At 57.2% G+C, this 18,051-nt stretch carries 21 protein-coding genes; 12 read left to right on the top strand and 9 right to left on the bottom strand.

All coding sequences use genetic code 11. From position 1 onward, the window contains the following. Positions 1–4: 4 nt before the first annotated feature. Genes phnE (AAGD24_RS15555) through phnD form a run of 4 tightly spaced genes read right to left on the bottom strand, consistent with a single transcriptional unit; the run spans position 5 to position 3,462 of the window. Positions 5–814: a phosphonate ABC transporter, permease protein PhnE gene (gene phnE / locus AAGD24_RS15555; RefSeq protein WP_007152720.1), complete on the bottom strand. Its 810-nt coding sequence runs from the start codon at positions 812–814 to the stop codon at positions 5–7. After that, a complete protein-coding gene (gene phnE / locus AAGD24_RS15550; RefSeq protein ID WP_051947015.1) occupies positions 808–1,626 on the bottom strand; it encodes a phosphonate ABC transporter, permease protein PhnE in 819 nt (272 codons plus the stop codon). The genes phnE (AAGD24_RS15555) and phnE (AAGD24_RS15550) overlap by 7 nt, the downstream gene beginning before the upstream one ends. Then, positions 1,623–2,417, bottom strand: coding sequence for a phosphonate ABC transporter ATP-binding protein (gene phnC / locus AAGD24_RS15545; protein ID WP_040474321.1), 795 nt, complete (start codon positions 2,415–2,417; stop codon positions 1,623–1,625). Before phnC ends, phnE (AAGD24_RS15550) begins: the two co-directional genes overlap by 4 nt. 52 nt (positions 2,418–2,469) lie before the next feature. Beyond that, a complete protein-coding gene (phnD, locus tag AAGD24_RS15540; RefSeq protein WP_007152717.1) occupies positions 2,470–3,462 on the bottom strand; it encodes a phosphate/phosphite/phosphonate ABC transporter substrate-binding protein in 993 nt (330 codons plus the stop codon). Between the two features lie 223 nt (positions 3,463–3,685). On the opposite strand from phnD, the gene AAGD24_RS15535 reads away from it, so the two are divergent. The 7 genes from AAGD24_RS15535 to AAGD24_RS15505 all read left to right on the top strand — a co-directional run bounded on the left by AAGD24_RS15535 (position 3,686) and on the right by AAGD24_RS15505 (position 11,254). Further along, complete coding sequence (locus tag AAGD24_RS15535; RefSeq protein ID WP_305936629.1) at positions 3,686–4,828, top strand: iron-containing alcohol dehydrogenase; 1,143 nt, start codon at positions 3,686–3,688, stop codon at positions 4,826–4,828. An 86-nt stretch (positions 4,829–4,914) separates the two neighbouring features. Further along, positions 4,915–5,967, top strand: coding sequence for an AraC family transcriptional regulator (locus AAGD24_RS15530; RefSeq protein ID WP_305936852.1), 1,053 nt, complete (start codon positions 4,915–4,917; stop codon positions 5,965–5,967). 259 nt (positions 5,968–6,226) lie between these two features. Next, on the top strand, positions 6,227–7,777 hold the full coding sequence (locus AAGD24_RS15525; protein WP_305936630.1) for a parallel beta-helix domain-containing protein: 1,551 nt from the start codon (positions 6,227–6,229) through the stop codon (positions 7,775–7,777). Positions 7,778–7,790: 13 nt separating this feature from the next. After that, a complete protein-coding gene (locus AAGD24_RS15520) occupies positions 7,791–9,074 on the top strand; it encodes an SO2930 family diheme c-type cytochrome (RefSeq protein ID WP_007152713.1) in 1,284 nt (427 codons plus the stop codon). 106 nt (positions 9,075–9,180) lie between these two features. Further along, positions 9,181–9,636, top strand: coding sequence for a CopD family protein (locus AAGD24_RS15515; RefSeq protein ID WP_305936631.1), 456 nt, complete (start codon positions 9,181–9,183; stop codon positions 9,634–9,636). A 137-nt stretch (positions 9,637–9,773) separates the two neighbouring features. Continuing rightward, the gene (locus AAGD24_RS15510) at positions 9,774–10,727 is read left to right on the top strand and encodes an adenosine deaminase (protein WP_379865593.1); all 954 of its coding nucleotides are present in this window, start codon (positions 9,774–9,776) and stop codon (positions 10,725–10,727) included. 92 nt (positions 10,728–10,819) lie between these two features. Beyond that, positions 10,820–11,254, top strand: coding sequence for a DUF4399 domain-containing protein (locus tag AAGD24_RS15505; protein ID WP_007152710.1), 435 nt, complete (start codon positions 10,820–10,822; stop codon positions 11,252–11,254). 14 nt (positions 11,255–11,268) lie between these two features. On the opposite strand, the gene AAGD24_RS15500 is transcribed toward AAGD24_RS15505, so the two are convergent. The 3 genes from AAGD24_RS15500 to AAGD24_RS15490 all read right to left on the bottom strand — a co-directional run bounded on the left by AAGD24_RS15500 (position 11,269) and on the right by AAGD24_RS15490 (position 12,817). Further along, positions 11,269–11,760, bottom strand: a complete 492-nt coding sequence (locus AAGD24_RS15500) for an MOSC domain-containing protein (RefSeq protein WP_213480115.1) — start codon at positions 11,758–11,760, stop codon at positions 11,269–11,271. A 92-nt stretch (positions 11,761–11,852) separates the two neighbouring features. Then, a complete protein-coding gene (locus AAGD24_RS15495; protein WP_379865591.1) occupies positions 11,853–12,536 on the bottom strand; it encodes a DUF6635 family protein in 684 nt (227 codons plus the stop codon). A gap of 50 nt (positions 12,537–12,586) precedes the next feature. After that, positions 12,587–12,817, bottom strand: coding sequence for a DUF6635 family protein (locus AAGD24_RS15490; RefSeq protein WP_379865589.1), 231 nt, complete (start codon positions 12,815–12,817; stop codon positions 12,587–12,589). Positions 12,818–13,003: 186 nt separating this feature from the next. On the opposite strand from AAGD24_RS15490, the gene AAGD24_RS15485 reads away from it, so the two are divergent. Next, positions 13,004–14,140, top strand: coding sequence for a zinc-dependent alcohol dehydrogenase family protein (locus AAGD24_RS15485; protein ID WP_007152707.1), 1,137 nt, complete (start codon positions 13,004–13,006; stop codon positions 14,138–14,140). 15 nt (positions 14,141–14,155) lie between these two features. Continuing rightward, complete coding sequence (locus tag AAGD24_RS15480; RefSeq protein WP_007152706.1) at positions 14,156–14,572, top strand: thioesterase family protein; 417 nt, start codon at positions 14,156–14,158, stop codon at positions 14,570–14,572. Between the two features lie 28 nt (positions 14,573–14,600). On the opposite strand, the gene AAGD24_RS15475 is transcribed toward AAGD24_RS15480, so the two are convergent. Then, complete coding sequence (locus tag AAGD24_RS15475; protein WP_379865587.1) at positions 14,601–15,098, bottom strand: DUF2780 domain-containing protein; 498 nt, start codon at positions 15,096–15,098, stop codon at positions 14,601–14,603. A 160-nt stretch (positions 15,099–15,258) separates the two neighbouring features. Beyond that, positions 15,259–15,927 carry a glutathione S-transferase family protein gene (locus tag AAGD24_RS15470; RefSeq protein WP_379865586.1) on the bottom strand — a complete coding sequence of 223 codons (669 nt, stop codon included), beginning with the start codon at positions 15,925–15,927 and terminating at the stop codon, positions 15,259–15,261. Positions 15,928–16,061: 134 nt separating this feature from the next. Between AAGD24_RS15470 and AAGD24_RS15465 the strand changes: the two genes are divergently transcribed. From AAGD24_RS15465 to AAGD24_RS15455, 3 genes are read left to right on the top strand one after another with little or no spacing between them, the layout of a single operon-like run. Beyond that, entirely contained in the window at positions 16,062–16,517 is a 456-nt protein-coding gene (locus AAGD24_RS15465; protein ID WP_085679515.1) for a GatB/YqeY domain-containing protein, read from the top strand. A gap of 46 nt (positions 16,518–16,563) precedes the next feature. Next, positions 16,564–17,259 carry a hypothetical protein gene (locus AAGD24_RS15460; protein ID WP_085679518.1) on the top strand — a complete coding sequence of 232 codons (696 nt, stop codon included), beginning with the start codon at positions 16,564–16,566 and terminating at the stop codon, positions 17,257–17,259. Between the two features lie 58 nt (positions 17,260–17,317). After that, on the top strand, positions 17,318–18,040 hold the full coding sequence (locus AAGD24_RS15455; RefSeq protein ID WP_379865584.1) for a DnaJ domain-containing protein: 723 nt from the start codon (positions 17,318–17,320) through the stop codon (positions 18,038–18,040). The last annotated feature ends 11 nt before the right edge of the window (positions 18,041–18,051 follow it).

Below are 18,051 nucleotides of genomic sequence, written 5' to 3'. Positions count from 1 at the left end.
CGCGTCAGATAACTTTCTTGCGCAAGGCGCTGGTTAGTGCTTCGCCCAGAATCACCAACACCACAATAGCGAGCAGAATCGTGGCCACCGTCTGCCAGGCAAACAGGTCGATAGACCCTTGCAGCAGCACTCCGATGCCACCGGCGCCCACCAAACCAAGCACGGTGGATTCACGGATGTTGATATCCCAGCGCAGGATGATGATGGCAAAAAAGGCTGGCATTACCTGCGGCACGATCGCGTACAGCACTACTTTCATTTTGCTGGCGCCGGTTGCCTGCATAGCTTCGACGGGGCGGCGATCGATCTCCTCGATAGCCTCGCCCATCAGTTTACCAATGAAACCGATTGACCGGAACATAACCGCCAGAATGCCTGCAAGTACCCCAGGGCCGAAAATGGCGACGAACAGCAGGGCCCAGATGATGGTGTTTACTGAGCGGCTGGACACAAGAATAAACCGACCGAGCCACAGGGTGGCCTTGTTCGGCGTGGTGTTCTGCGCCGCGATATAGGACACCGGCAGGGCAATGAATATCGTGAGCATGGTAGACAGGGTGGCAATGTGTACGGTTTCCAGCATGGCCGCGAAGATGGCATTCCAGGTGCTGAACTCCGGTGGCCACATGCGTGCGCCCAGGTTTTGGATCTGGTTGGGGGCGTCCCACACCCAGGGCCAGAAAATGTCGATGTCACGCACCGCCCAGACAATCGCAATCAGGGTTACCAGGTAGATCCCATAGCGGGTCCACTGTTCTTTCCGGTCGTAGCGGGACCAAACACGGTCAGTCAGTTTCGCAGCGTGATCTACCATACTTTTTTCCTCACCCATCCGCTTATGCCTTCGCTGACCAGAATGATGCCAATAATCATCAGCAGAATGGCAAAGGCGAAGTCGTAATCGTAACGTCCGAACGCATTCATCAGTGTGCCGCCAATACCGCCTGCTCCGACAATGCCAACCACCGCGGAAGCGCGCAGGTTGCTGTCGAGCTGGTACATGGATAGCCCAATCTGGCGTGGCATGATCTGCGGAAACACGCCGTAGATCAGCATCTTCAGATATCCTGCGCCGACGGAGCGCATGGCTTCCACCTGGCCCCAGTCGATTTCTTCGATTTCTTCGGCCAACAGTTTGGCCACGAACCCGATGGAATAGAGTGTCAGGGTCAGAATGCCTGCCATGGGGCCAAACCCGACGGCCGCCACAAACAGGATGGCCACGATGACCGGGTGGAAGCTGCGGGAGATAATGATGATAGCGCGCCCCACCAGATAGACTGGCTTCGGAGCCACGTTTTTGGCAGCCATCACCGCAATAGGTATCGACAGAAACACCCCAAGCAGGGTTGCCAGGAATGCAATCTGGAAGCTTTCCTTGAAGCCGGTCCACAAGAGTCCAGCACGCTCAAAGCTGGGAGGAAAGGCTCCACCGAATATTTTGGCGGCTCGGGGCAGGCCCTCGGAAATTCGCGCCCAATCAAAGGGCAGCGTGGAGAAAGCCCAGTAGAGATAAGTCAGGGTAACGGCGATCAAGCCATAGCGGAGCCAGGGGTTGGCTATGAACGGGGGCTTCTTCCAGACCCTGCCCGACGTCATGTCGGTTGCAGTTCTGCTGGTGGTCATACGGTCGCCTCCTGGGTTTGGGCGCCGGCCTCAGCCGCATCCTCGTCCGGGGACTCAATGCCGCCGTAAATGGCATCCAGCGCATCCTGGTTGAAGTCCTTGGGCGAACCGTCAAAAATCATCTGACCGTGCCGCATACCCACAATGCGATCCGTGTACATCCGCGCCTGAGTGACGTTGTGGATGTTGATCAGCACCGGCAGCGACATTTCGCTGGCCAGGGTTTGGAGCAGGCTCATGATCTGCTGAGAGGTTTTGGGGTCCAGCGACGCGGTTGGCTCATCCGCCAGCAGAATCTCCGGCTCCTGCATCAGTGCCCGCACTACGGCTACCCGTTGCCGTTCACCCCCGGACAACTGGTCGGCTCGATTATTGGCGTAGTGGGCGATACCCACGCGCTCCATCAGGTGGAAGGCGCGATCGATATCCGATTGAGGGAAGCGGCGGGTCAGGGCCTGGAACAGTGACACATAGCCCAGACGCCCGGACAGTACGTTCTCCATGACCGTCAAGCGATCAATCAGGTTAAACCCCTGAAAAACCATGCCGATACGCCGGCGGGAATGTCGTAATTCGCTGCCGCGAAGATTGACCAGTTGGTGGCCATTCAACTTGATCGAACCCGATGTGGGCTCAACCAGCCGGTTGATGCAGCGCAGCAGTGTGCTTTTCCCCGCGCCCGAAGCGCCGACGATGGAAACGACGCTGCTGCCGTCAACCTCAAGATCCAGGCCTTTTAGCACCGGCTCATTGTGCCCGTATCGCTTTACCAGGTTGGTAATTTCTAACATGAATTCACTCCGGCCAGAGCTTCCGGCCATTGGCCGGAAGCGCCTGTTGCTCTTATTTCAGATTGTCGGGCGTGTACTGAACGCCGTTGGACGCCTGGATGGTGCGAATTACGCGCCAGTTGTCCTTGTAGTTGATGGGGATGAAGGTCTCGACGCCCTCAAACTCTTCGCCCAGCTCGGTGCCGGAAAACTTGAAGCTGTAAAAGGCTTCACGAATTTTCTCGACCAGCTCGGGATGCAGGTTGTGGGCGTGGTTATAGGAGGTTGTCGGGAACCGGTCGGACTCCCACACCAGACGCACATCTTCCTCGTCGTAAAGCCCACGTGCGGCCATACGCTCAACCACTTCCGAGGCCACAGGGGCCGCGTCGTAATCCTTGGCCACTACGCCGAGCATGGACTGGTCATGGCTGCCGGAGAAGGTGATTTCATAGTCGTCACCTGGTACCACGCCCATTTCCGGGAACAGGGCACGGGGGGCTTGGTTACCGGAGTTCGAGGTAGGGGAGGTGTGTGCGACGCGCTTACCTTTCAGGTCGGTTATTTCATGAATGTCGGAATCGACGTGGGTGTAGACCTGAAGCGAGTAGCCGAACTGCCCGGAGTCTGAGCCCATCAAGGCGAAGGGCACCGCACCGGCGAGATTAACCGCGAAAGGCGTTGGGCCGGTAGAAAAGCCCGCCACATGCAAACGGCCGCTGCGCATGGCTTCCACTTGCGCGGCGTTGGATTGCACGGCGAAGAAGCGAACATCCTTGCCTGTCACTTCAGACAGATGATCGATGAAGGGCTGCCAGATGTCGGAATAGATGGCGGGGTCTTCAACCGGCGTGTAGGCAAAGATCAGAGTGTCGGGATTCACCCACTCTGATTTGTCCGCTGGCAGGTCAGCAACCATATCGCCGTTTTCGTCGCAGTACTTGGCGTCTAGCGAGCCTCGTTCGCAATCCGCAAATGCCTGACCGCTGAAGCCGACCAGCAAGGCGGATGCCGCCAGAGTCACCGACGGGAGAATACCGGGAAACACTTTCTTAGACAGGTTCATTCTTTTTCTCCATGTGGAGCGGTCCATGCCTGAGGTTTCTCTGCCTCGCATTGAACATCCGGGAAGGACCAGCTCACTCAGCTTGTTATTATCAGATGTTCAATTGAACATTAAGCATAACAGTAAATGAGCATTAGACAAGGTGAGAGGCATCGGAACACTTGGATCGACACCGTAATTAGTGTTCAATTGAACATCATCCATATCGAGGACGATCTTCTCTATGCCCGACACTTTTAGCCTGGTAACTCCGACCGACATTGTCTTCGGGAGAGGACAGATAGCCCAGCTGAGCGACCGGGTGACAAGGCTGGGTAAGCGAGTACTGATCGTTCATGGTCGCCATCCTGATCGACTTGCCAGGGTATTCGAGTCACTGAATGCCGTTGATATTGTCCAAACGATGTCTGTGCATAAGGAACCAGATTTACAGACACTGAATGCTGCTATTCGGCAAGGCAAAGCATTGGGTGTCGATCTGGTCATCGGCATTGGTGGTGGTTCTGTCATGGATTCAGCGAAGGTACTGGCTGCGATGCTGTCCAGCCAGACTGAGTTGATGAGCCACCTGGAGGTGGTCGGAGAGGGGCTGCCGTTATCCACCCAGCGCCTGCCCTTGATCCTGATTCCAACCACCTCGGGAACGGGGGCAGAGGCGACCCGAAACGCGGTTATTGATATTCCGGAAGCTCAGCGCAAGGTGAGTCTGCGGGATAACCAGTTGCTCCCTGACCTTGCCCTGATAGATCCTGCGCTGACCGACCATTGTCCCCGGGGTGTTACCTTGCACTCAGGGCTGGATGCCATTACCCAGGTCATCGAGCCGTATCTCTCGTCACGCTCCAATCTGTTCACCGACATGTTGTGCAAAGAGGCGATCCCCAAAGGCCTGGCCGCGTTAAAACAACTGATGGATGGTGAGTCTGAAGAGGCGCGTGACGCCATGGCTCAAGTGAGTCTGTTTGGTGGGCTTGCACTTGCAAACTCGGGACTGGGTGTCGTTCATGGCATTGCCGGTCCGTTGGGAGGATTATCTGGTGCGCCCCATGGTGCTCTCTGTGGTGCCTTGTTGCCGGCAGGTATAGCTGCCAACCGCGATAGCGTGGTTGAGGCGGAGCATAAGGCTCGTATTGATCGGGTAGTTGGCTGGATTGCAGACATATTTGAGGCGTCCGCGGATCAGGCGCTATCACGTTTTCGTGAATGGATCTGTCAAAGTGGCTTGCCCGGGCTGGCATCCATTGGAGTGACGGAAGAGCACATTATTGCCGCCTCACAGTCGGCTGCAAGCTCTTCTTCCATGAAGGCCAACCCCGTTGTGTTGCCAAGGCCAACCATTGAAAACATCATGCGCGAGTCGTTTTGAAAAGTGAGTTGCTATCAAAACGCTCAACACTTCGGCTAACATCCGTTATCAAGCGTTAAGATAACAACAAGAAGGTAAAAACAGTGATGTTGCTAACCGGCTTCGGGCTTGGCTGCCTGTTGCCCCTGTTTGTGATTACGTTGCGAGACTTCCGGCATTTGCTGGTTGGCCAGTTGTTCCTGCTGGTGATTGTTGGGTCTGTGGCGTTCCTGGTTGATCCTTTGATTCCAACCGAATGGCGCTGGATCACTTCCGACCTGCAAACCGCGTTGCCGGCCTTGTTCTGGCTACTGTGTCAGCTGATTTTTGCGCCGCGCCCGCGTTTGAAGTCAGTATGGGGCGCGATGGCGCTATACAGCTTTCTGGCGCCAGCGTTGGCGCGGCCCTTCGTAGAGCCCGGTGACGCGTGGACTCCGGCGGTGTTCTTCGGATGGCGGCTGGGCCAGTTCTTCGAGTACGTGGTGCTGCTGCATGGCCTCAGTTTTGTGATTCGGTACTGGCGAAACGATCTGGTGGAAGCCCGCAGGAAGGCCCGTCTGGCCTTTTTGTTGATTGTCGGCAGCGCCGTAGGCGTGGCGACGGTCAGCCTGAACTTCGGGCTTTATCATGAGTACATCCGCGGGATCATCACGGGGCTGGCGGCTTTCGCAACCCTGATCTGCCTGGTTACGGCGCGGGAGGGAATCATGGATCTGGTGGGCAGCGATCGGCCTGCCGGTTCGCCACAGCCGCAGCCCAGACCAACTCCAGAGGCAGAGCCCCAGGAAACCCACGAGGCACACTTTGCACAACAGGAGCAGGACGCCGCAGTGCTTTGCCGAACCATGGATGCCGGCTTCTATCGAACAGAGAAGCTGACTCTCAAAAAGCTGTCGGAAGCCACTGAGATTCCTGAATACCGTTTGCGCAAGGTGATTAACCAGGCTTTGGGTTATCGAAACTTCAATGACTACATCAACCAGCTCCGGGTAGCCGACGCCGCTGAACGTTTGCGGAACGAACCGGACACACCCGTGCTGAACATCTCTCTGGACGTTGGCTACCGTACCCTGAGCTCGTTCAACCGGGCGTTTCGGGATATCCAGAACGCCACCCCAACAGAGTACCGTCAGCAGTGCCTCGGGGCTGACATCAGCTGATCAAAACCTGCAATTTCCGGAATTGCAGGTTTTGCACAGTGCCCTTCTTTTCTCCTCTCAAACCCCTGGTGCGCGGGCCGTTGCAGAATTTGCACAGGGCGTGAGGCTTTCTGCACATCGGTTGTTCTCGCCAACGTGTCGCATCCTGCTTAGTGTCGTTCTGGACACCGCGTTCTTTTTGGGAACGCCTGAATAACAACAACACGATCAAGCAGAGGTTACGATGCGCCAGGCCAGAACGTTTAAGAAACTATTGTTGGTGACTGCCATTTCAAGTGGGTTCCTACTCGCCGGTTGTGATGGGGACGATGGAGAAGGCGGCAAGGCCGGAGCCGATGGACAGTCCGCCGATGTCGTTGCCCAACTTGCAATGACCACGTCTGGTTTTTCCATTCCTGAAGACGCCATCCTTGTAGCGCCGGATGCTGCAGACGGTGACGACATTACCGAGGCACTGTCCGTGGCGTTGTTCGATTTGCCGGAGGATTCCCTGGTGGTTCTGCCAAAAGGGCGGTTTGTGGTGACCGAGAGCATTGTCATCAACAGTGCCAGTGGGCTGACCCTCACCGGCTACGGCATCAACGAAACTGCGCTGGATTTCAGCACGTCCAATGGCGACGACGCGTTCCGCTTCCAGGGCGGGAACGGTATTACGGTGCGGGACTTCGGTGTGTACGAGGCGCCGAAGAACGGCATCAAGGCCACCAACGTCAACGGCATCCATATGACTTATACCGCCACGGTCTGGGAAGGCGAGTTGGAGTCGGCCAACGGCGCCTACGGGCTGTACCCGCTGAAAAGCCAGAACGTGCTGCTGGAGAACAACTACGCCTTCGGGTCGGCGGATGCGGGCATCTACGTGGGGCAGTCCGAAAACATTGTGGTTCGGAACAATACCGCCAAACAGAACGTGGCCGGCATTGAGATTGAAAACTCCACCATGGCGGATGTGTACAACAACATCGCGCTCGCAAACTCTGGCGGCATCCTGGTGTTCGACTTGCCAGGGCTGGATAAGGCCTACGGCGGCAATGTTCGTGTTTTTAACAACCAGGCCTACAACAACAACGCCGATAACGTAGGCGCTGGCGTGGTTGGCACGGTGCCACCGGGAACCGGCGTCCTGGTGCTGGCCACCAGTGACGTGGAAATGTACAACAACCAGATAACGGACAATGACACCACGGCGGTCGCGATCACCAGCTATCTGCTGGTTGATGATGACCTTGCCAGTTACCCGGCCAACTACGGCGCCACCATGGGCAATGGTTGGAGCCCGACACTGAAGAACGTCTACCTGCATAACAACACCATTGCCCGGAACGGCGATAACCCGCGAGGTGCGCTACTTCAGCCGGTTATTGATGGTTACTCCTCGAACATGAACAGCAAGGGGGCGCCGCAAACCTTTCCTGCGATTCTGTATGACGGAATCGGTGAACTGCTGTCGAATGCCGGAGAGTTGGCTGGCTTCAATGCCCTGGTTGGCGCCGAGGCGCAGGCCGATGGGGTGAACTACGACCCTTACGGCGCAGGCGACCAGATTTGTGCCAACAGCAACATCAATGGCAACCCGGCGCCAGACTATGACGAAGTGAATACCGGACTGGTCTATCCGGATGATCCTGCCGACGTAACCATGGTTGATGGCGATGGCAATCCTCTGCCCCACCTGTTAATCGATCAAATGGTCAACAACACCTACTTGAACTGCGTCCAGCCGCGACTGGCGCCAGCGGTGGTGAACTTCCGCAACAACATCTACGGCTGCACCGGGGATGATCTGGCCGAAGCGGCCTGCGCGCTGTAAGGGAGAGTCTCCAATGAAACACAGTAATAAAACGATTGCGGCGGGTGTGGTGACGTCTTTTCTTATGGCTGCGTGTGGCGGCGGAGGAGGTGGTGATTCGTCGGACGATAGTGGCTCCAACCCGACTGGCAGCGCACTGAATGCCGGTGCTGGTGCGCCGACAGGAGCAGAGGGCAGCTGCAGTGCAACCACGAATGGGGTGAACTGGGACGCCTTGATGACGGAGGTGTGCCCGAAGCTCTCCGACTACAATCTGTTTACCGATGCCAGTGATCCAACGGCCGGGCCGACCCGGGGCGGGGTGCCTTATGATCTCTCCACGGCGTTGTTCTCTGATTACACCAGTAAGTACCGTTTTGTGTTTGTGCCGGAAGGCAAGACCGTGGGTTACAACCCATCAGAGGCGCTGGATTTTCCGGTTGGGACGGTCATTACCAAGACTTTCGCCCTACCGGAAAATACCGCCATGCCTGACGGTGCGGAGCTGGTGATCGAAACCCGCCTGTTGATCCACCGGGTCGATGGCTGGATGGCATTGCCGTATTACTGGTCGTCAGAGTCCGAGGCGACACTCGCCATTGCGGGGAAACGCCTGACCGACCTGACCACCATCAACAACCAGGGACAGACGCTCACCTTTGATTATGCGGTGCCCAAAGCTGCGGACTGCAACTCCTGCCACTCCATTGTGCCGGACCTGGCGGGGCCGGATGACCAGCGTGAGCAGATTTTTCTGCCCATTGGCCCCAAGGCCCGTTATCTGAACAAGGATTTCAGCTACCCGGACGGCACGGTCTACAACCAGCTTCAATACTGGTCGGAAGGCGAACTGCTCACTGGGTTACCGGCGGATTTCAACAGTGTGGAACAGGCACCGGTGTTCAATGACGAAACCCACATCCCGTCACTGAGCGACGCAGAACTGAACGACAAGGCCAGGGCCTACCTGGACATCAACTGCGCCCATTGCCACCGGGCAGACCTCACCCTGCCGGCCGACTATGCCGGCCCCGCAGGCAGTAGCGGCGTGCAGTTGGAGTACAACCGCGTCTACGCTGACTCGCCGGGTAAATTCGGAGTCTGCAAGGACCCGGTGGCCGGCGGCAAAGAGGGCTATCCGTACGACGTGATTCCAGGCAACGCGGATGAGTCCTACCTGCTGTTCCGTATCGAGACGACAGACAGCCGACACAAGATGCCGGAGCTGGGCCGTAGCACAACGCATCAGGAAGGTGCTCAACTGATTCGCAGTTGGATTGACCAATTGCCCAGTGCCAGTTGCTCGCCGATGCCGTAATAGCGTCCCACCCTGGCGGGTTTAGCCGGGAATCCGGTCAAGAGAGTTGGTTTTGTGGCGGGTGAGGCTTATGCTCGTCACACATTTCTTATCCGGGAGTCGCTTTATGGGTCTGGCTATCGCATTACATGTTCTCTCTGCCGTGATTTGGGTTGGCGGTATGTTTTTCGCCTATATGGCCATGCGGCCAGCAGTGGTGGAGGTCATTGATGCATCGCAGCGGGGTACGCTTTGGTGTCACACCCTGTCCCGGTTTTTCCGCTGGGTATGGGTGGCGATCATACTGTTGCTGGTGACCGGTTACTGGATGGTCTTCAGCGTATTCGGTGGCATGGCGGGTGCCGGCTGGCATGTCCATGTGATGCAGGGGCTGGGGATTGTGATGATGCTGCTCTATTGTCACGTCTATTTTGCCCCCTTCCGGCGGTTAAAGCAGGCCGTTGCCAATCAGGACCCACAGGAAGGTGGGCGCCAGGTGGGACAGATCCGCAAGCTGGTGGGCACCAACCTGATTCTCGGGCTGATTGTCGTGGTGATTGGTGCTGGTGGGCGGTATCTGTAGACCTATCTGGTAGCTGATAACGCCTCATGCTGACGCCCTGTCGTCTTTTTTCTTTGCGGACTGCACAGGGATTTGCAAGAACTCATGGCTTTCCGGGATGATTTGTTGATACACGATAAATCATCCTGGAGAGTGTGATGAACGAAGCCTGGCTGAAAGCCCTACCCAAAGCGGAGTTACACCTACACCTGGAAGGGGCGCTTGAGCCTGAACTGATGTTTGCACTGGCTCGGCGCAACGGCATTGAATTGCCGTGGAGCGACGTTGACGTGCTGCGACAGGCCTATTCCTTCAATAACCTGCAGGAATTCCTGGATATGTATTACCAGGGTGCCAATGTGCTGCGCACGGAGCAGGATTTCTACGATCTCACCTGGGCGTACCTGCAGAAGTGTCAGGCGCAGGGGGTTGTCCATGTTGAACCTTTTTATGATCCGCAAACCCATACCGAGCGTGGCATTCCCTTTGAAGCGGCCATCAACGGCATCAGCGGCGCCATGCGGGATGGGCGCGAGCAGCTGGGTATTACCGGTGGGCTGATTCTCAGTTTCCTGCGGCACTTGTCTGAAGATGACGCCTTCCGGACACTTGAGCAGGCGATGCCGTTTCGTGATCAGTTTTTTGCGGTGGGACTGGACAGTGCAGAACAGGGCCATCCACCCAGCAAGTTTGAGCGAGTGTTCGCCAAAGCGAGATCTGAAGGCTTCCTGGCAGTTGCCCATGCCGGTGAAGAGGGGCCGCCTGAGTACATCTGGCAGGCTTTGGACCTGCTCAAGGTAAGCCGTATTGACCATGGGGTCCGTGCCGCGGAAGATCCGAAGTTGTTGGACCGACTGGCGGATGAGCAGATCCCGTTAACGGTTTGCCCGTTGTCGAACATCAAGCTGCGTGTGTTTCAGGACATGACCCACCACAACATTCTGGACCTGTTGGAGCAGGGTTTGAAGGTTACCGTGAACTCGGACGACCCGTCCTATTTCGACGGTTATGTGCTGGAAAACTTCGTGGCTCTGCGTGATGGCCTGGGGATGACCGAAGAGCAGGCCCGCCGGCTGGCGCAGAACAGTATGGACGCTCGGCTAGCTCCGTAGATGCAGCTTATACAAGACAGTATCGATATTCGGCAAGATGCGAAAATCTGTCCTACCATTGAACAGTCAATCCCGCGTTCAAGGAATGAGTCATGAGCATGATCAGCAGCACACAACGTTTATTGCTTGGTTCGGTTCTTGCCTTCTCAATGGTTGCCGGGGTCCATGGAGCGACACCCGCTCCTGAAGGCGCGTCGGTGTATTTTATTACGCCAACTGATGGGCAGACGGTGAGCTCTCCAGTCACCGTGAGATTCGGTCTGGATGGGCTGGGTGTGGCGCCAGCGGGCGTGGAACGTAAGGGCACCGGCCACCATCACCTGCTTGTGGATGTAGACGATATGCCGGCAATGGACCAACCGGTTCCGTCCGATGATCGTCATATTCATTTTGGTGGCGGACAAACCCAGACGTCCCTGGAGCTGTCACCGGGCGAACACACCTTGCAGTTACTGGTGGGGGATCACCTGCACGTACCTCATCAGCCGCCTGTGATGTCCGAGAAGATCACCATCACGGTGGAGTAGTAGCCATAAACGGCTCAGAGGCAGGCCAGAACGCTGTCGCCAAGTGCCACCTCGCCCCCTTCAATCACTCGCGTCGTTATACCGCCATGCCCACGCATGGCGTTATAACCGCCCGGCCCAAGGGCGGTCTCCATCTTGCTGCAGGGGTGACACAGGCCGGTGTATTCCAGCACCACACCCCCGATTCGGAACGCTTTGCCTTTCAGGGCCAGGAGGTTCAGGCCAGAGACCACAATGTTGCGCCGGAAAATGTCTGGGTCAAGAGCATCCCGCCCGAGGCAGGAGGCAATGGCATGCAGGTGCTCTTTCTGGATCAGGGTGACCTGCCGTTTGCTGGTCTCGCGGCCCTCGAATCGATCGCCTTCCAGGCCTTTGCCCGGCGTGATCATCACGTTATCGAGTATTGTCATGGGCTCACCACGGGCAGGGCGGATGCCAATCCATTCAACCCGGCCGCTCTGAGGAAGGGTGTCGAATAAGGTTTGAAGCGGGGTTGGTTGCGCCATGGGTGCCTCATGTGAGTTCTGGTCAGTTTGGCCCTGCAGGTACTGATTGTAGTTCAGGAACAGTCAGTCCTCCCTGCCTGGGAGGCTGTTGCCTAAATCAACCCGGCTCGGATCATGTCGAACGTGTCCAGAATGCGGGCCACATACTGGTCTTTTGGCCGAAAGCTGCTTTGGGTGCTGAGCGATACGTCCCGCTCCAGGTGATCCAGCAGCTTATGCAGGCGACGACGATGAAGGCCGAGTGCCGCCTGCACGGGGTCGGAAATAACGCCAGACAGCGCTGCGAACGCTGCCAGGGCGGCCATGACCGCGAGCATGACGCCGGCGGTCGTTGCCAGCGACGGCTCCGGTGGAAAGACGCTGTAGTACCACGTGCCAATGGTTTCGCCGAGGATAAAGTCCCGTGCGGCCAGGGTCTTTGCAAGCATGGACGCCAGCACCACTCCGAGCCCTATGCCCCCAGGTGTAAACTTCTGGAATGCAAACGCGCCCAGCACGGTGCATGAAATGCTGTTGGTGATATCGGCAGAGGCCGTCCGCGTTACGCGGTACTGACGCAGAGCGTCGGCAATCACGGGCTCTATCAGTTTGATAAAGTGCTGGTGGTCGACTGGCTCAGAGCTGTGGCGCTCGTAAACCTCCTCCAGCGCTTCCACCAGATAGTCCTCCAGCAGGTGGCCCGTTGGTTGGCCATTGTTCAGCAGGTTGGCCTGAATAAGGCTCGAGATGTGCTGTTGTACGCGAGTGGTAAAACCAGCAGGCACACGATCAGCCATTCCGTGCAGCCATTTCAGACCGGCTCGTTTGCGCGTTGGAATTTTACCAGTCAGGCAAGGGCGTAAACCGGCGCCCAAAGCAGATTGATCGGCGCCCGCAACATGTCCCAGCCCAGTGCCATCCGGTTGGTTGCCACAGCGCCGGGATAGTGGAAATGTCGGTCGATAAACGCCGGCACCCGCGACCGGCAGTCGGCGAAATACCGTTCAATGCCCGAGCCTATGGCCAGCTCTATCTCTGCTTCGGAGATGGTCTGCTCGGGTGGTATGGCAATGGGCATAAGTGACAGGTGCAGTTACCGGTAAGTGGGACGGAGTCGTTTACAGGCGCTCACTTTATCAGGAATCGTTACGGTTTCCTGTTAACGCCCTGATCATCCGGTAGAGAAACCCCAGAACTTCCCTAAATCAGAGAAACTTAGTACCTTGCGGACATTCCGAACAAAAACACCAACAGGATCATCGTTATGAAAATCCGTGCCGCTGTATTGGAAACGATAGGTGCGCCACAGCCTTTCGACGAAAACCGACCGCTGACGATTGAAGAGCTGGAACTGGATCCACCGGGCGATCATGAGGTGTTGGTTCAGATACGGGCAGCGGGTTTGTGCCATTCAGACCTGTCTGTGATTGACGGCAACCGGCCAAGGCCCGTGCCTATGGCCCTGGGCCATGAAGCGGCAGGCGTGGTCAAAGCCGTTGGGGCAGGGGTGACAGATCTCAGCCCGGGTGATCACGTGGTCACTGTCTTTGTTCCCAGCTGCGGGCACTGCAGCCCCTGTGCCGAAGGTCGCCCCGCCCTGTGCGAACCGGCGGCCGTCGCGAACAATGCCGGTACGCTTGTTGGTGGCGAACACCGGCTGCATCGGGCGGATGGTACGCCGGTGAATCACCACCTGGGCGTCTCTGCGTTCGCCGATCACGCAGTGGTGTCCCGACATTCACTGGTACGGATTGATCCAGACCTGCCGTTTCATCATGCCGCCCTCTTTGGCTGTGCCGTGCTGACGGGCGTGGGCGCCGCCATCAACTCGGCCGATATCAAAGCCGGCCAGACGGTCGCCGTTATCGGGCTTGGCGGCGTGGGCCTGAACAGTGTGTTGGGTGCGCTGGTGGCCGGGGCAGGACAGGTCATTGCCATTGATCTGGATGAAGACAAGCTTGCGATGGCCAAGAGCCTGGGCGCCAGCGCTGGCATCAACGCGGCGGACGAAGATTGCGTGAGCCAGGTGAAAGCCTTGACCAACGGAGGCGTTGATTGTGCGATCGAAATGGCGGGTTCTGAAAAGGCGCTGGAGTTGGCTTATCAACTGACTCGTCGTGGCGGTACAACCGTAACAGGTGGGTTGGCACACCCTGACAGGAAGGTGTCGATTCAACAGGTGAGCCTGGTGGCAGAGGAACGAACCCTCAAGGGTAGCTATGTGGGAAGCTGTGTGCCGGTGCGAGATGTGGCCCGCTACGTCAGCCTGTTTCGCCAGGGACGGTTGCCGGTTGACAAGCTACTGAGCGACACCCTGACCCTTGATGAGATCAACGAAGGCTTTGAGCGATTGGCAAACGGCAAGGCCATTCGCCAGGTCATTCTTTTTGACGACCACTGACGCCAGGCTGCCTCCATGGAACGATCTGACTTCCCCGTGTTTTACCCCATCATCACCCGATGGATGGATAACGACATCTACGGTCACGTCAACAACGTGACCTACTATTCCTACTTCGATTCGGTCATCAACCGCTATCTCATTGAAGAAGGCGGTCTTGATATACACAACGCACCGGTAGTGGGTTTTATGGTGAGTTCCAGCTGCCAGTTCAAGAAGCCGGTTGCCTACCCTGATGCCCTTGAAGCCGGCGTTCGGGTTGCCAGAATTGGCACCCGTTCTGTGACCTACGAGGTGGGGATTTTCATGGAGAACGACACCCAGGCAGCCGCACATGGCGAGCTTGTCCATGTGTTCGTGGATCGTGCCACCCAGTCCTCGACACCGATTCCCCCAGGGATTCGGGAGGCCCTGGAGCGAATTACGGTGTAAACGTCGCTCTCGGGGAAGGGCGACCGCTTCAGTCGTCCGGTGTCCAGAGGCCCTGCAGTTGCCCCAGCAACGAAGAGCCAATCCCCTGGTTCCCCAGGAAGCTCATGATAACCGGGACAAACTGCTGGATCATTCCGCTGTCCATACCCAGAGCTGTAAAGGCCGACCGCACGCCGTCCATCGACGATATATTGGAGAGCAGGCTTTCGCTCAGGCTGCTACCACCGCCCAACAGGCTGGACAGGCCCGAGGCTTTGCTGGTGAGGGTGCTCATGGAGTCGTTGGCCAGCTGGTTTTTTGCGAGTTGTAACAGGGCGCCAGTACCACCTGTTGCCTGGGCCTGCGTGACGCCGAGCTGGCTTTGGAGTTGGCCGACCAGTTGCTGGGCTTCACCGCTGACCTCTGATGCCGAGGTCATTGCTTCGGTGCCGCTGGAAAGCGCGTCGTTAAGGTCGAAGGCGTTAACGGTTGGGGCGAGTAGGTAGATGCTTGAAACCAGGAGGAATTGCTTGATGGTCGCGTTCATGGAGTGATCCTGAGGGATGTGTGGTCGAAGTCTGTCTCCTTTAGATGGTGGCGAACGGTGTTTAATAAAAGTGTGGGAAACCGAGACATATCTGCATGTCGGTTTGGTGTTGCCTTCTCGCTTCTAAAAAAGGGAGGGCAGTGAGCCCTCCTCCGTGCGTTCAGGCAAAGTCGTATTCACCGCCCTTCTCGAGCGCCTTTTGGTAAGCCGGCCTGGCGTGAGCTCTCTCAACCCACGCATTGATATGGGGCCGGTCTTTGCCAACGATACCCCGTGCTACTGAGGCTTCCAGTGGAAAGCTCATCTGAATGTCCGCCGCGCTGAGGTTATCCCCCAGAAACCAGGTGTTTTTTGCCAGGTGAGCTTCGACAAAATCCAGGTGTGTTTTGATCATCGGGCCGATGAAGGTAGCAGTGGTTTTATCGGCAATGCCTTTGGCCACCGGCTTGATAAAAAACGGCATCGGGCTGTTTTTTACCTTCTGGAACACCAGGCGCATTACCAGCGGTGGCATCAGGGAGCCTTCGGCGTAATGCAGCCAGTAGGTATAATCCAGCCACGCCTGGCCGCCGGTTTCCGGCAACATGGTGTCTTTGCCGTAGGTGTGGGCCAGATACTCGATAATAGCGCCTGACTCCGCTACCACCAGGTCGCCATCGGTAATCACCGGTGATTTACCCAGCGGGTGCACTTTTTTTAGGCTGGTCGGTGCCAGCATGGTTTTAGGGTCACGCTCGTAACGCTGGATTTCGTAGGGCACTCCCAATTCTTCCAGCATCCAGAGAACGCGTTGTGAACGGGAATTGTTGAGGTGGTGAACGGTAATCATGCAGTGACTCCACTGGTGTCAAAAGAATGAGCAGGTTAGCAGTGTAGTCTGCAAATAGCTTTTTGGTTCACTCCCATCGTGCTATGAATCACTATTTGGGAAAGTTGATTTAACTCATCTGAAGGAGGCCGGCAATGGCAGAAGCAACACTGAAGGAACAACTGAACACCGCGGTGAAAGACGCGATGCGGAACAAGGATAAGACCCGGCTTGTCACCCTGCGTATGGCGCAGGCGGCAGTCAAACAGATTGAGATTGATGAGCGCCGTGATTTGAGCGACGAGGATGTCCTCAAGGTGTTGGACAAGATGCTCAAACAGCGCCGTGACGCCGCCAGTCAGTACGATGAGGCGGGGCGCGAGGAGTTGGGTGACAAGGAAAGAGCGGAAATGGTAATCATTGAGGAATTCATGCCTGCGGCCCTGAATGAGGATGATCTGGACGGCCTGATTCGAATGACCATCAGCGCTACCGATGCACAGGGAATGCAGGATATGGGCAAAGTGATGAACGAGCTAAAGCCCCAGGTGCTTGGCCGGGTTGATATGGGCCACCTGAGCAAGAAGGTGCGGGCAGCACTGGCGGGCTGATGGTAACCCAGTTGCGTGACGCACTGGTAAACGAGAAAGGACCACCATGGCCGACAAAGAACTGCGCCCCAAATCCGATAAACAGGCCATCGACCAGTTTATCAACGAGGTTCGCACGCTGCCTAAACAGGGTGGCGGGCAGGGCAGGCTGATATTCGCGCTGGATGCCACCGCCAGCCGGGAGGCAACCTGGGATGAGGCCTGCCACTTGCAGAGTGAACTGTTCATGGCGACCCGGGATTTGGGTGGTTTGGCTATCCAACTTTGTTACTACCGCGGCTTTGGCGAGTTCAAGGCCACAGGGTTTGTGACGGAGACCGGTCAGTTGTTGAACCTGATGAACGGCGTTTCCTGCCTGGGTGGGCGCACCCAGATCAGCCGGGTGTTGGCTCATGCCGTGAAAGAAACCCGGGAAAAGGCCGTAAGGGCGGTGGTGTTTATTGGCGACTGTTGCGAGGAACCGGTGGACGAACTGTGCCATACCGCGGGGGAGCTGGGGATGCTGCGAACGCCGGTGTTCATGTTCCACGAGGGCGCCGACGCTCATGCCAGAGCAGTGTTCCAGCAGGTGAGCAAGTTGTCTGGTGGCGCCTATGCCCCCTTCGATCGCAACAGTCCGCAGGTTCTCAAGGATCTTATGGCTGCGGTGGCGGTCTATGCTTCCGGGGGAGCCAAGGCCCTGCAGGATTTTTCCAGCCGCAGCTCTCCAGAGGTCAAGCGCTTGACCCAGCAGATCAAGTAGCGCTTGTTTCAATCCACGTTCAAGCCATCGATGGACCGATGAGTTCCGGGGTATCTGAGTGCCACTAACGCTTCTGGTCATAGCACTGTCGGTTGTTGCGTGGGTCTGGCTGCGCAACCAGCCGGCCAGCCAACGTAAGCCGGCGATGATAAAGCTGGCCTTGATGGCTGCTATCGGGATAGTGGTTCTGATGGCCGTTACCGGCCGCTTGCACGCCTTATTCGCGTTGTTGGCGTTTCTCTATCCACTGCTACGCCGGGTGCTGCCATCATTGTTGATGGGGCGCATGGCGGGGGCCGGAACGGGAGATGCAAACGCAAGTTCGGGCAACCAATCCCATGTCTCCGGCGACATTCTGGAAATGAGCCTGGATCATGACTCCGGCACCATGAGTGGCAAGGTCCTGAAAGGCCCCATGGCCGGGCGAGAGCTGGCGGACCTGGGCGAAAGTGAATTTCTTGAGCTGTTGCGATACTGCCGGGCGCACGACGAGGACTCCGCCCGGCTGCTGGAAAGTTATCTTGACCGCCGGTTTGGTGACTCATGGCGTGCTGACGATGAGGCCAGCGCTGGAGGCGAAGAATCCGAAGAACAAGCCAATGCTGGCGGTCCACTTACCGAGAGCGAAGCACTGGACATCTTGGGGCTGAAGCCCGGTGCAACACAGGACGAGATCATTCGGGCTCACCGCAGGATGATGCAGAAAGTACACCCGGACCGCGGTGGGAGTAACTACTTGGCTGCCCGTATTAATGAGGCCAAGGCGTGCTTGTTGGGCTGACGGCTTCTGTC

It is taken from the genome of Marinobacter sp. M5B, assembly GCF_042604615.1.
In the GTDB taxonomy this organism is placed as follows: domain Bacteria; phylum Pseudomonadota; class Gammaproteobacteria; order Pseudomonadales; family Oleiphilaceae; genus Marinobacter; species Marinobacter salarius.
This window is presented reverse-complemented; position numbering and strand designations above follow the sequence as displayed.

What these genes read in the sequence shown, in the direction of transcription:
- AAGD24_RS15535 (WP_305936629.1), top strand. Translation starts at nt 3,686, where the DNA reads ATGCCCGACACTTTTAGCCTGGTAACTCCGACCGACATTGTCTTCGGG.
- AAGD24_RS15510 (WP_379865593.1), top strand. Translation starts at nt 9,774, where the DNA reads ATGAACGAAGCCTGGCTGAAAGCCCTACCCAAAGCGGAGTTACACCTA.
- AAGD24_RS15520 (WP_007152713.1), top strand. Translation starts at nt 7,791, where the DNA reads ATGAAACACAGTAATAAAACGATTGCGGCGGGTGTGGTGACGTCTTTT.
- phnD (WP_007152717.1), bottom strand. Translation starts at nt 3,462, where the DNA reads ATGAACCTGTCTAAGAAAGTGTTTCCCGGTATTCTCCCGTCGGTGACT.
- AAGD24_RS15490 (WP_379865589.1), bottom strand. Translation starts at nt 12,817, where the DNA reads ATGCCCATTGCCATACCACCCGAGCAGACCATCTCCGAAGCAGAGATA.
- AAGD24_RS15530 (WP_305936852.1), top strand. Translation starts at nt 4,915, where the DNA reads ATGTTGCTAACCGGCTTCGGGCTTGGCTGCCTGTTGCCCCTGTTTGTG.
- AAGD24_RS15470 (WP_379865586.1), bottom strand. Translation starts at nt 15,927, where the DNA reads ATGATTACCGTTCACCACCTCAACAATTCCCGTTCACAACGCGTTCTC.
- AAGD24_RS15495 (WP_379865591.1), bottom strand. Translation starts at nt 12,536, where the DNA reads ATGGCTGATCGTGTGCCTGCTGGTTTTACCACTCGCGTACAACAGCAC.
- phnE (WP_051947015.1), bottom strand. Translation starts at nt 1,626, where the DNA reads ATGACCACCAGCAGAACTGCAACCGACATGACGTCGGGCAGGGTCTGG.
- AAGD24_RS15500 (WP_213480115.1), bottom strand. Translation starts at nt 11,760, where the DNA reads ATGGCGCAACCAACCCCGCTTCAAACCTTATTCGACACCCTTCCTCAG.
- AAGD24_RS15465 (WP_085679515.1), top strand. Translation starts at nt 16,062, where the DNA reads ATGGCAGAAGCAACACTGAAGGAACAACTGAACACCGCGGTGAAAGAC.
- AAGD24_RS15480 (WP_007152706.1), top strand. Translation starts at nt 14,156, where the DNA reads ATGGAACGATCTGACTTCCCCGTGTTTTACCCCATCATCACCCGATGG.
- phnE (WP_007152720.1), bottom strand. Translation starts at nt 814, where the DNA reads ATGGTAGATCACGCTGCGAAACTGACTGACCGTGTTTGGTCCCGCTAC.
- phnC (WP_040474321.1), bottom strand. Translation starts at nt 2,417, where the DNA reads ATGTTAGAAATTACCAACCTGGTAAAGCGATACGGGCACAATGAGCCG.
- AAGD24_RS15505 (WP_007152710.1), top strand. Translation starts at nt 10,820, where the DNA reads ATGAGCATGATCAGCAGCACACAACGTTTATTGCTTGGTTCGGTTCTT.
- AAGD24_RS15515 (WP_305936631.1), top strand. Translation starts at nt 9,181, where the DNA reads ATGGGTCTGGCTATCGCATTACATGTTCTCTCTGCCGTGATTTGGGTT.
- AAGD24_RS15475 (WP_379865587.1), bottom strand. Translation starts at nt 15,098, where the DNA reads ATGAACGCGACCATCAAGCAATTCCTCCTGGTTTCAAGCATCTACCTA.
- AAGD24_RS15485 (WP_007152707.1), top strand. Translation starts at nt 13,004, where the DNA reads ATGAAAATCCGTGCCGCTGTATTGGAAACGATAGGTGCGCCACAGCCT.
- AAGD24_RS15460 (WP_085679518.1), top strand. Translation starts at nt 16,564, where the DNA reads ATGGCCGACAAAGAACTGCGCCCCAAATCCGATAAACAGGCCATCGAC.